Consider the following 13,062-nt stretch of genomic DNA (forward strand, 5'->3'; position numbering starts at 1 on the left):
GTCCGCCATGTCCGGATCCGAAAATTTGCTGAGTCCCGCCAATTTAGCCGCCCCGGCGCCACAGGCGCGGCAAACCGGCGTTGCGCGACCGCTGCATTTTGCCGCCAGCATCGCTATGCTGGCGACCGCAATTTTTATCGGCGGCTGGCTGGGCATGAAACTGGTAATTCCGCCGGGTTATTCCAGTCCGCTCTGGCCGCCGGCGGGGATCGCACTGGCCGCCTTATTGATTTGGGGCCGCCGGTTGTGGCCGGGTATCTGGTTGGGCGCCGTGCTCAACGAATTGACCGCTGCCGCTAATTTTTCCGGGCAATTGAATTCGACTGCCGTCGCGGCCGCGCTGTTTATCGCTGGGGGTAGCACCTTACAAGCCGTGGTCGCCTCCGGCTTGTCGGAACGGTATTTGCGGCCGGGCTTGCCGAAACTGGAAACGCCGGGCCGGATCTTGACGTTTTTTGTGTTAGTCGGCCCTTTGGCTTGCGTGACCGCGCCGAGCATTGGCATTGGTGCCCTGTACGGTTTGCAGCTGATGCCCGGCGACGAGGTACAAAACTCCTGGCGCAATTGGTGGATCGGCGACAGCCTGGGCGTGATGGTGATCGCGCCGTTGCTGTTCTGCGCCTTCGGCCGGCCGCATGCCTTGTGGCGGGCCCGGCGCTTGAGCGTGGCTTTGCCGCTATTGGGCACTCTGCTGGCGCTGGTGTTAGTGTTCACGCAGGTGTTTCGCGCCGAGCAAACCCGAATCCAGCAGACCTTCGATAACCGGGCGGCGGCCATCGAAACCCTATTGGCGGAATACACCACCCACGTCGTCGACAGTAGTCTGGCGCTGCGGGATGTATTCCTGGCGTCCAGCGATATCAGCCGCGAGCAATTTAGCGGCTTTGCTCGCGGCATCTTGGAGCGGCATCCGGAAATCCAGGCGTTGGAATGGTTGCCGAGAATACGCCAACCGCAACGCGCCGGCTTCGAAGCTAAATTGCGGCAGGAAGGCTACGCCGGATTCCGCATCACCGAACGCGACCCCGGCGGCCGTTCCGTGCCGGTCGGCGAACGCGCCGAATATTTTCCGGTGGCCTACGTCGAGCCGATGGCCGGAAACGAGAGATCCTTCGGGTTGGACTCGGTATCCAATCCGCTGAGTAAACAGGCCAAGGATGCCGCGCGGGCCAGCGGCAAGCCGACCGCATCGGCAGGGCTAAGTCTGGTGCAGGCCGATGGCGCAGTTCCGGGCGTACTGGTGTCTATCCCGGTATTCAAAATGGCGGCAGCGGCGGCAGACAGCGATTTCATCGGTTTCGTCTCGGCGGTAATTGTGCCGGCGCGGATGTTGGAGGTCGTCACCCAGGGCCTGAACACGCAGTCCTTGGATATCAGTATCGAGGATACCGCCGGCAACGGCGTCTACACCGAGTTGTTCGCCAAGCGCTTACCCTCGACGATGCGCCAGAATTACGCATTGCAGGATTGGCAACGAGTCTTCAAATTCGTCGACCGCGATTGGCGGGTGACGATAATGCCGAGCAGCCAATTCATCAACGAACAAGGGTCTTCGGTGTTATGGGTGACCTTGCTCGGCGGCCTATGCTTTACCAGTTTGTTGAATATCATGCTGCTGATCGTCAGCGGCCGCACCGCCGCCGTCGAAGCCCTGGTAGAACAGCGCACCCGCGATCTGGAAACGGCGGTATCCGAACAAAAAGCCGCGGCGCAACAGGCGCGCGAGTCCGAGCTTAAATTGCGTACTATCGTCGATTCGCAACCGGAGTCCGTGAAACTGCTGGCGCGCGACGGCCGGCTGCTGCAGATGAATCCGGCCGGCCTGGACATGATAGAAGCCGATTCGCTGCAACAGGCCCAGAATTGCCGATTGGAAGACTTGGTCGGCGCCAAATACCGGGACCAATTCAAAAAATTGATCCGTCGGGTGTTCGCCGGAGCGTCAGGCACCTTGGAATTCGAAATCACCGGATTGCGCGGCGGCCAGCACTGGCTGGACACTCATGCCGTTCCGATGCGCGACGCCGACGGCAACATTACCGCCTTGTTGGGCTTGTCGCGCGATATCACCGAACGCAAACTGGCCGAAGACGATTTAAAGCTGGCTGCCCGCGTGTTCAGCGAGGCTCACGAAGGGATTCTGATTACTGACGCCGAGGCCAACATCATCGACGTCAACCCCACCTTTTGCGAGATTACCGGTTACAGCCGCGACGAGATGGTCGGCAAAAAACCCAATATTCTGCAGTCGGGTAAATACGGTCCGGAATTCTACGCCGAGATGTGGCGCGACTTGCAGCAACAGCAGCATTGGCGCGGCGAATTATGGAACCGCAAAAAGAACGGTGATCTGTATGCGGAATGGTTGACGATTTCCGCATTGTGCGACAGCGACGGCCGCATCACGCATTACATCGGCCTGTTCTCCGACGTGACCCAAGCCAAACAACAGCAGCAGCTGTTGGAGCTGGTGGCGCATTACGATCCGTTGACCCGATTGCCGAACCGGATTCTGTTCGCCGACCGCTTGAGCCAGGCCATCGCTCACAGCAAACGAGAGAAGTCGTTGTTGGCGATCTGCTTTTTGGATCTGGACGGTTTCAAACCGGTCAACGACCTGTTCGGCCACGACATCGGCGATCGGGTGCTGGTGGAAGTCGCGGAGCGCATCAAGAATACGATTCGCGAGGAGGACAGCGTTTCGCGCCACGGCGGCGACGAATTTGCCTTGCTGCTGCGCGATATCGACACCCTTGAGCAATGCGAACAGGCCATTTTGCGTATCCATCAGGCGATCTCCGAACCCTTTTCGGTCGACGGCCAGCAAATCACGGTCGGTGCCAGCAGCGGCTACACCTTATATCCGCTGGACGATGCCGATCCGGACGGCTTGCTGCGGCATGCCGATCACGCCATGTATCAGGCCAAACTGGCTGGCAAGAACCGTTGCCAATTGTTCGATGCGACGCAGGACCAGCAAATCATGCATCGCCACCAACAATTGCGCGATATCGAAGCGGCCTTCGTGAATGGCGAAATGTGTTTGTATTACCAGCCCAAGGTTGATATCAAGCGCGGTCAGGTTGCCGGCGTCGAAGCCTTGATCCGTTGGTTGAGTCCGCAGCGCGGCATGGTGCCGCCGCTGGAGTTTCTGCCGGCCATTGCCTCTACGGATTTGGAAATCCGCATCGGCAACTGGGTGATCGAGCAGGCCTGCCGCGATCTGGCGGCCTGGCAGGCACTGGGCTTGAAATTGGAAGTCAGCGTCAATATCTCCTCCTACCATTTATTGTGGCCGGGAATTCAGGAGCACATAGCCGGCATCTTGCGGCAACATCCCGAAATCCGGGCACAGTCTTTGCAGCTCGAAATCCTGGAAAGTACCGCGCTGGACGATTTGAGCGCCGTGAACCGCATCATCAAGAATTGCCGCGAGCAGCTGAGTATCAGTGTGGCGCTGGACGACTTCGGCACCGGCTATTCGTCGCTGACCCATTTGCGGCATTTGTCGGTCGATACCGTGAAGATCGATCAAACCTTCGTCCGCGACATGCTTGATGATCCGGACGACTACGCCATCATCGACAGTGTGATTGATTTGAGCCAAGCCTTTAACCGTAAGGTGGTCGCCGAAGGCGTCGAAAATCAGGACCAAGGTGTGGTGTTGCTGTTGCTCGGCTGCCGATTGCTGCAAGGTTATGCGATTGCCAGGCCGATGCCGGCAGCGCAGATCGCCGATTGGGTGGCCGCCTACCGGCCTTTTGCCGACTGGGATTTCTATGCCAACGCCGAGTTGACGCCGGAGCAGACCATGATTGCGATTCGGCGTTGCGACGCCCGCCAGTGGTTGCAGCGGGTACGCGACTGCCTGTTTGCGGCCGGACAACAGCCGGTACCGGCCTGGCCGATCATGGATCGCCAGCGCACCCATTTGGGGCGCTGGCTGCGTCAGGCCCGGGAGGAGCGGCAGCACGCCGAGGACTGGCTGGAGCGGCTGCTGCAACTGCAGCAAAATTTGCACAGCCAGGCCGATCGCTTGCAACGATATTACGATGCCGGCGAGTTGGCCGCAGCCCAAACCGGTTTTGCTGATTTACAGGCGGTACAGCGGGAAATCGACGAAAGCCTGATCCTGTATACTCAACTGCCCTGAATTCGATAACGCCAACGATGGAACAATTGCCGTTAAGAGATATTCATTTGCCCGACGCCGTCGATTTTTGGCCACCGGCGCCCGGTTGGTGGGCTTTGGCGCTATTGCTGCCGGCATTAGTGTTCGGTTTGCGGCAGCTTTATCAACGAATACGTCGGCGCAGTGCCGTTAAAATCGCCGGTAAATTGCTAGAAGCCATGCGCAGCGAGCGCACAGGCGATGCCAGACAAACTGTGGCTGCCTTGTCCGCCTGGTTGCGCCGGGTTGCGCTGAGTACCGCACCGCGCCGCGACGTGGCCAGCCTGAGCGGCCATGCCTGGCTGCAATATCTGGATCGTTCTTTGCCGGATGCGCCGTTCACACAGGGGCTCGGACGTTGTCTGGCCGATGCCCACTACCGGCCGCAGCCGCCGAACGACGCGGAATTGGATGCCTTGTTCGAGCTATGCGAACGCTGGTTGAAACAGCAGGCGAAAAAATCATGATGACGCTGGCCTGGCCTTGGCTGTTGCTCCTGACACCGTTGCCGCTGTTGCTGCGCCGCTGGTTGCCGGCCCAGACTCCGGCCCGGCAGGCGGCATTGAAGACCCCGTTTCTGGACGATTTCGGCAGCGATCCGGGTCACATCGTCGGCAGCGAGCGGCGTTGGCCGTTGTGGCTGGCGGTTTGCGCCTGGCTTTGCCTGCTGTTGGCCGCGGCCCGGCCGCAGTGGCTGGGCGAACCGCTGGAGCAGACGGTCAGCGGCCGCGATCTGATGTTGGCGGTCGACGTCTCCGGCAGCATGCAGGAAGAGGACTTTTTGTTGGAGAAGCAGCGGGTCGACCGACTGACCGCGATCAAGCTGGTGGCGGGCGAATTCATCATGCGCCGCGCCGGCGACCGCCTCGGCCTGATTCTGTTCGGGACCCAGGCTTATCTGCACGTACCGCTGACTTTCGACCGCAAGACTGTACAGACCTTGCTCGGGGAGGCCTTTATCGGCATCACTGAAGACGAGCCGAAAACCTCCATCGGCGATGCCATCGGCCTGGCGATCAAGCGGCTGCAAGACCAGAAAGATGCCAGCCGGGTCTTGATCCTGTTGACCGACGGCGCCAACACCGCCGGCGAACTGACACCGCTGAAAGCCGCAGAGCTGGCAGCCGAAAACCACTTGAAAATCTATACCATCGGCATCGGCGCCGACGAAATTTTGGTGCGCAGCCTATTCGGCACCCGCCGGGTCAATCCGTCGCTGGATTTGGACGAGAAAACCTTGACCGCGATCGCCGAAGCCACCGGCGGCCATTACTTCCGCGCCCGCAACACCGAGGAATTGGAGCGCATCTACCAAATGCTGGACCAACTGGAACCGGTGGAAAAGGACAAACAATACTTCCGGCCGCGGAGCGAGCTGTTCCATTGGCCGTTGGGTTTGGCTTTGATATTGGCCGGCTTGATCGCGGCCGGGCGGTTACGGTGGAGCTGATGCCGGCAGAATTCCATTTTTTACGCCCGCTCTGGTTTCTGGCCTTGCTGCCGGCCGCCTTGCTGTTGCTGAAACTGGCCCGCCACCGGCAAAGCCGGGCGAATTGGACTGAGGTTTGCGATGCCGAGCTATTGCCGTTTGTGCTACAGGACCAGCCGTCGGCAGCGCAGCGGCGCTATGGCCTGATCGGTGCCGCGCTGGCGACCGTGCTGGCGATTGTTGCGTTGGCCGGGCCGACTTGGGAACGCTTGCCCAGCCCGGCTTTTCGCAACGATGCGGCACTGGTCATCGCCCTGGATTTGTCCAAATCGATGGACGCCGCTGATATCAAGCCCAGCCGCATCGGCAAGGCCCGCTACAAAATCGCCGACCTGCTGAAACAGCGCAAGGACGGCCAGACAGCACTGCTGGTCTACGGCGGCGATGCCTTTACCGTGACGCCGCTGACCACCGACACCGCCACCATCGACAGCCAGTTGTCGGCATTGACCACCGACATCATGCCCAGCCCCGGCAGTCATACCGCCATTGCCGTAGAACACGCCGCCAATTTGTTGCGTCAGGCCGGACTGGCCAAAGGCCATATCTTGTTGGTGACCGACGGCGCCGACGCCGACGTGGCGGCACAGGCCGAGCATTGGTTGCGCGGTTACCAATTATCAGTATTGGCGGTCGGTACCGCCGACGGCGCGCCGATCCAGGCGGCCGGCGGCGGTTTTTTGAAAGACCGCAGCGGCAATATCGTGGTGGCGAAGATGGACGAAGCGACCTTGGCGACTCTGGCTCGCAACGGCCGCGGCCTTTATCAGCCGGTAACGGCCGGCGACGAAGATGTCGAAGCCTTGAGCCGGGTGTTCAATTCCGCCGTAACCGATCCGCAAAATCAGGACTCCAATTTGCTGTTACAGCAATGGGACGAAAAAGGCCCATGGCTGGTACTGCTGGTGTTGCCGTGGGCGGCCGGGCAATTCAGGAAAGGCTTGTTGCTCTGGTGCCTGTTGAGTCTGGCGCCGCTGCCCAGAAACAGCTATGCGCTGGATTGGCAAAGCTTGTGGAAAAATCCCGACCAACGCGCCAAGCAGGCCTTCGAGCAGCAACAATACCAGCAGGCGGCCGAGCAATTCCAAGACCAGGCCTGGCGCGCCGCCGCCCAGTACAAAGCCGGCCAATACGAACAGGCCGCCGAGTCCCTGAAACACGCCAACAGCGCGGAAGGCCACTACAACCGCGGCAATGCGCTGGCCCTGGCCGGTCGTTTGCCGGAGGCGGTGCAGGCTTATCAGCAGGCCTTGCAACTCGATCCGCAGCATCAGGACGCAAAATACAATAAAGGATTGGTCGAGAAAAAATTGCAGGAGCAGCAGCAACAGCAACAACAGCCGAACCAGAGCCAGGACCGCCAGCCGCAGGACGGCGGACAAGAACAGCACGCGCAAGACCGGCAATCCCAGTCCGGTCAGGCAGACGGCGACCGGCAGAACGAAGCGGCCAAGCAGCAGCCGGGCGAGCAATCGGCGGCGGACCAGCGCAAGCAGGCCGAGCAACAATCAAAACCGGCGGAACAAAACCCCTCGGATAGCCGGCAAACTGCGCAGCCGGATCGGGCTCAAAATCAGCCCAAGGATGCCAAGTCGGAAGCGCAGCCGGCGGAAGCGGCCGCCGAGGTCGAGCGCAACGAAACCGAACGCGCCAACGAACAGCTATTGAAACGTATTCCCGACGAGCCCACCGGTTTGTTGCGGCGGAAATTCAAGTATCAATACAGCCAACGCAATCGCCGGAATCAGGCCGACAGCCCCTGGTAAAGCGATGCCCAAACCGTTCCACAGACTGACGAAAAGACGATGGATATTGGCCTGATAGTGTTTTTGATTGTGCTCAACGGCGTGTTTGCCATGTCGGAAATGGCCTTGGTGTCTTCCGGTTTGGCCCGCTTGCAGAGATTGGCCGGCGAGAAGCGGGCCGGCGCCGCCACCGCCTTGAAACTGCACCAAGACCCGTCGCGGTTTTTGTCCACGGTCCAGGTCGGTATCACCTCGGTCGGCATCCTCAGCGGCGCGCTCGGCGAAGACGCCCTGACCGAACCGTTGCAGCGCTATCTGGCCCAATTTCCCTGGTTGGCGCCTTACGCCGACAGCATCGCCCTGATCGCGACCGTGGTTGCCATCACCTATTTTTCGGTCGTGGTCGGCGAATTGGCGCCCAAGCGGCTGGCGCTGCTGAATCCGGAACGGATTGCGTTGGCCGTGGCCAAACCGATGAACACGTTGGCAGCGCTCGCCAGCCCGCTGGTGTGGTTGTTGTCCTCGTCCAGCTCGCTGCTGCTGCGTTTGTGCGGCGCCCAGCGGCCGCCGCAGGCCAGCGTGACCAACGAGGAAATCAAATTGCTGATGGAAATCGGCGCCGAGTCCGGCGTATTTCATGCCAGTGAGCGCCATCTGGTCGGCAATGTGATGAAGCTCGACGAGCAGCGGGTTGGCGCGGCGATGACGCCGCGGCTGCAGATTTACGCGGCCGACCTGGATGACGGCGATGCCGAGGTGCGGCGCAAGCTTGCCGAATGCCCCTATGCCAGAACCGTGATTTGCCGCGGCGGGCTGGACAACATCGCCGGGGTGCTGACCCGTAGCGAATTGCTGCAGCCGGCGATGAGCGGGGCGGCCTTCGAAATCGCACCGTTCGTGCACACGCCGCATTACGTGCCGGAGACGATGACTTTGGTGCAACTGCTGGAATATTTCAAAGCCAACCAGGTCGACCTGGCTTTGGTCGCCAACGAGTACGGCGATATCGAGGGCTTGGTCACGCTGAGCGACGTATTGAAAGCCATCGTCGGCGAATTGCCCGGCGCCGACCTGGATGTCGATATTGCCGAGCGGGCCGACGGCTCCTGGCTGGTCGACGGCGGCGTCTCGGTGCAGCGCTTGAAATCGCTGATCGGCTTCAGCGGCGAGCTCCCCGGCGAAGCCGACAATGCTTACCACACGGTGGGCGGATTCGTCTTGTTTTACCTGGAAGATATTCCGCGCATTGCCGAAGCCTTCGAGTACCGGGAATGGCGGTTCGAGATTGTCGATATCGACGGCGTGCGCATAGACAAAGTGCTGATCACGCCGCGGCCGGGCGAAGAATAAGTGCCGGGGTGGCCGATTGCGGCCGTGCCGGGCAAGCAGATTACTGACCAAAGGAAAAAACCATGCAAGCGCAGCGATTCTTAACCCTGATCTCCGCTTTATTGTGCTGGGCCGGGCCGGTGCCGGCCGCCGACATGAAACCGTTGCTGGAGGCCTCGCCGGCGTTGATGAAATTGTTGACGATTGACGAAGTCAGGCCCGGCGAGATGCGGGAGTCGTTGAGCCTGTCGGCGCGGGTGGATTTGGATCAGCATCGAGTGGCCCGGATCGGGGCCAGCGTGACCGGCCGCATCACCGAAATCAATGCGATGCTGGGCCAGAACGTCAAGAAGGGCGACCGGCTGGCGTTACTGAACAGCACCGAACTGAGCCAGGCCCAATCGGATTACCTGAAAGCCACGTCGCAAGTCAATCTGCGGCGAATCACGGTCAAGCGCGCCGAGCGGCTGCTGGAAAGCGGCGTGATCGCCGAAGCCGAACTGCAGGAACGCCAGGGCGTACTGGCCGAAGCCGAAGTGGATCTGCGCGCGGCCAGCGACCGCTTGCGGGTGATGGGCATGAACGAGGCCGATTTGAAGCGGCTGGACAAGCAGCGCAGCATCCATTCGTTTTCGCCGGTAACCTCCAGCATCGACGGCGTCGTGATCGAGCGTAACGTCGCCATCGGCCAGGTGGTGCAGCCGGCCGACAGCCTGTACACGGTCGCCGATTTGTCGCAACTATGGCTGGTGGCGGAAATTCCGGAACAGCAGGCGCACTGGGCCCGGCAGGGCGACCAGGTGCTGGCGGAAGTGCCGGCGTTGCCCGGCGAGAGCGTCAGCGGCAAACTGATCTACGTTTCCGATCTGGTCGATCCCGACACCCGCACCGTGACGGTCAGGATGGCGTTAGCCAATCCGCAGCGGCTGTTCAAGCCGCAGATGCTGGCGACTTTAAAAATCAGCAAGCCCGGCGCCCAGTCCCTGCTGATTCCAAGCCCGGCGGTGGTGCGGGAAGATGATAAAGACCACGTGTTCGTGCAGACTGCCGACAATCGGTTCGAATTGCGCCCGGTCAAACTCGGCCGCGAGGAAGCCCATAAGCGCGAACTAGTGGCCGGTCTGCGCCCCGGCGAAAAAATCGTCGTCAACGGCGCCTTTCATTTGAATAACGAACGCCTGCGTAGCGCGTTGGAGTAAGTCATGGTCAACCGTTTGATAGAACTGGCGCTGCAACAACGGATTTTGGTGGCGGTGCTGGCGGTGGCGGTGGCGCTGTTCGGCGTCCGCGCGGTGGGGCAGTTGTCGGTGGATGCGTTTCCGGATGTGACCAACATTCAGGTGCAAATCGCCACCGAAGCCACCGGAAAATCGCCGGACGAGGTCGAACGCTTGGTGACCGTGCCGTTGGAAATCGCCATGGCCGGTTTGCCGGGGCTGGAGGAAATGCGCTCGCTGAATAAAAACGGCCTGTCGCTGATTACGCTGATCTTCACCGACAAGACCGAAGTCTATTTCGCCCGGCAGTTGGTGATGGAACGCCTGATCGAAGTCAAACAGCAAATGCCTCCAGGCGTCAATCCGGTGCTGGGCCCGGTGTCGACCGGCCTGGGCGAAGTGTACCAATACACGCTGGATCGCGACGACGACGGCGAGCGGCCGTTGACTCAGGAAGAGTTGCAGTTTCGGCGTGAAGCACAGGATTGGGTGGTCAGGCCGCTGTTGCGCGGCATTCCCGGCGTCGCCGAGATCAATTCACAGGGCGGTTACGTCAAGCAATACCAGGTTCTGGTCAATCCCAACCGCTTGCACCACTACCGGATTTCGCTGAACGAGGTGTTCGAGGCCTTGGCCCGCAACAACGCCAACAGCGGCGGCGGCGTACTGCCGCATTATGCCGAGCAGTATTTGATCCGCGGCGTCGGCCTGATCAACGAGGTTAAGGACATCGCCAATATCGTGTTGAAGGAGGAAAACAGTGTGCCGGTGCATATGCACGACGTCGCCGAAATCAAAATAGGCCACGAAGTGCGGGTCGGTGCGGTGTTAAAAAACGGTTATACCGAATCGGTCGGCGGCGTGGTCATGATGCTGCGCGGCGGCAACGCCAAGGAAGTGGTGAGTAGGATCAAGGAACGGGTGGCGGAAATCAACGCCAAGGGCATGCTGCCGGGCGGTTTGAAAATCGTGCCGTATTACGACCGTAGCGATCTGGTCGACGCGGCCTTGCATACCGTGACCAAGGTGTTGATGGAAGGCATCGTCTTGGTCGTCATCATCCTGTTTCTGTTCCTGGGCGATGTGCGCTCCAGCCTGATCGTGGTCGGTACCCTGATCGTGACGCCGCTGGTGACTTTCATCATGATGAACCAATTGGGCTTGTCGGCCAACCTGATGTCCTTGGGCGGCCTGGCGATCGCGATCGGCTTGATGGTGGACGGTTCGGTGGTGGTGGTCGAGAACGCGTTCCGTTTGCTCGGCGAGCGCAAGGGCCGCGCCACCAGCCGGGTGCGGGTGGTACAGGCCGCGACCCAGGAAGTGGCGACGCCGGTGTTGTTCGGCGTCGGTATCATCGTCTTGGTGTTTTTGCCGTTGATGACGCTGCAGGGGATGGAAGGCAAGATGTTTGCGCCGCTGGCTTACACCATTGCGATCGCGCTGCTGATTTCGCTGGTGGTGTCGCTGACCTTGTCGCCGGTGTTGTGCGCGTTTGCGTTGGAGGGCCATGACGGCGAACACGATACCCGCTTGATTGCGTTCATCAAACGCCATTATCTGCGCTTGCTGGATTTTGCGATGGCCAACCGCCTCAAAGTGGTCGGCGCGGCCGTAGCGGCCTTTGTCGGCGCTTTGGTGTTGTTGCCCTTGCTCGGCACTTCGTTCATTCCGGAAATGAAGGAAGGCTCCATCGTGCCGGGTATTAACCGGATGCCGAATATCTCCTTGGAGGAAAGTATCAACGTCGAGATGCAGGCCATGAAAATGGTGATGCAGATTCCGGGCGTCAAAAACGTGGTGTCCGGCGTCGGCCGCGGCGAAAGTCCGGCCGATCCGCAATCGCAAAACGAGTCGACGCCGATTGTGACCTTGAAACCGCGCGAGGAATGGCCGCAAGGCTGGACTCAGGACGACATTGCCGATGCGATGAGCGACAAGCTGATTGAAAATCTGCCCGGCATGCAGGTGGTGATGGCGCAACCGATTTCCGACCGGGTCGACGAGATGGTGACCGGGGTGCGTTCCGACGTTGCGGTCAAGGTGTTCGGCGACGATCTGGCCGAACTCAAGCGGCTGGCCGATGCGATTGCCGGGGTGGCTAACGGCGTCAGCGGCGCCCGCGACATTCGGGTGGAACGGCTGACCGGGCAGCAATATTTGAACATTACCGTCGACCGCCAGGCGATTGCCCGCCACGGCCTGAATGCGTCGGACATTCACGACGTGATCGAAACCGCGATTGCCGGCAAAGTCGCGACCGAGATTTACCAGGGCGAGCGGCGCTTCTCTGCTGCGGTGAGATTACCGGAAGCCTTCCGCAACAATATCGCCGCGATCGACCAATTGATGTTGACCTCGACGAACGGGGCGCGGGTGCCGCTGGGCGACGTGACCAAGATCAGCCTGAACGACGGTCCGGCCCAGATCAGCCGGGAAATGGGCAAGCGGCGGATCGTGGTCGGCATCAACGTGCGCGACCGCGATTTGGGCGGCTTCGTCGCCGAGTTGCAAAAAGCCGTGGCCGATAAGGTCAAATTGCCGGAAGGATATTATTTGCAGTGGGGCGGCCAGTTTCAGAACATGGAGCGGGCTTTGGGCCATTTGCAAATGATCATTCCGGTGACGATTGCGGCGATTTTCTTTTTGTTGTTCATGCTGTTCAAATCGCTACGCTTTGCCGCGCTGATCATCCTGGTTTTGCCGTTTGCTTCGATCGGCGGTATCGTCACGTTGTTTTTGAGTGGTGAATATTTGTCGGTGCCGGCTTCGGTCGGTTTCATCGCCTTGTGGGGTATCGCGGTGTTGAACGGCGTGGTGCTGGTGTCCTATATCCGGGCCCAGCGCGAGAGCGGGCTGAGCCTGGAATATGCGGTGCGCCGCGGCTGCGAGCAGCGTTTCCGGCCGGTGATGATGACGGCGACGGTGGCCTTGTTGGGCTTGGTGCCGTTTCTGTTTGCGGTCGGGCCCGGTTCGGAAGTGCAAAAGCCGCTGGCCATCGTCGTGATCGGTGGTCTGATCAGTTCGACCTTATTGACTCTGGTGGTATTGCCGGTGTTGTACGGTTGGTTCGACGACCGTCAGGATGTTCATAAACCGTTTTCGATGAGATGA

7 protein-coding genes are annotated in these 13,062 nt (G+C 60.4%); all 7 read left to right on the forward strand.

Annotation, left to right across the window (positions count from 1 at the left end; genetic code table 11):
• Positions 1-7 precede the first annotated feature (7 nt).
• Entirely contained in the window at positions 8-4,153 is a 4,146-nt protein-coding gene (locus tag ACH518_RS06415; protein WP_445372285.1) for an EAL domain-containing protein, read from the forward strand.
• A gap of 17 nt (positions 4,154-4,170) precedes the next feature.
• Positions 4,171-4,638: a DUF4381 domain-containing protein gene (locus ACH518_RS06420; protein ID WP_445372286.1), complete on the forward strand. Its 468-nt coding sequence runs from the start codon at positions 4,171-4,173 to the stop codon at positions 4,636-4,638.
• A complete protein-coding gene (locus tag ACH518_RS06425; protein ID WP_445372287.1) occupies positions 4,635-5,621 on the forward strand; it encodes a vWA domain-containing protein in 987 nt (328 codons plus the stop codon). Before ACH518_RS06420 ends, ACH518_RS06425 begins: the two co-directional genes overlap by 4 nt.
• Positions 5,621-7,426 carry a VWA domain-containing protein gene (locus ACH518_RS06430; RefSeq protein WP_445372288.1) on the forward strand — a complete coding sequence of 602 codons (1,806 nt, stop codon included), beginning with the start codon at positions 5,621-5,623 and terminating at the stop codon, positions 7,424-7,426. The genes ACH518_RS06425 and ACH518_RS06430 overlap by 1 nt, the downstream gene beginning before the upstream one ends.
• A 39-nt stretch (positions 7,427-7,465) precedes the next feature.
• On the forward strand, positions 7,466-8,755 hold the full coding sequence (locus ACH518_RS06435; protein ID WP_445372289.1) for a hemolysin family protein: 1,290 nt from the start codon (positions 7,466-7,468) through the stop codon (positions 8,753-8,755).
• A 62-nt stretch (positions 8,756-8,817) separates the two neighbouring features.
• Positions 8,818-9,933 carry an efflux RND transporter periplasmic adaptor subunit gene (locus ACH518_RS06440; protein WP_445372290.1) on the forward strand — a complete coding sequence of 372 codons (1,116 nt, stop codon included), beginning with the start codon at positions 8,818-8,820 and terminating at the stop codon, positions 9,931-9,933.
• A gap of 3 nt (positions 9,934-9,936) precedes the next feature.
• Positions 9,937-13,062 (forward strand): efflux RND transporter permease subunit, encoded by a 3,126-nt coding sequence (locus tag ACH518_RS06445; RefSeq protein WP_445372291.1) that lies wholly within the window; start codon positions 9,937-9,939, stop codon positions 13,060-13,062.

It is taken from the genome of Methylomonas sp. HW2-6 (assembly GCF_052474525.1).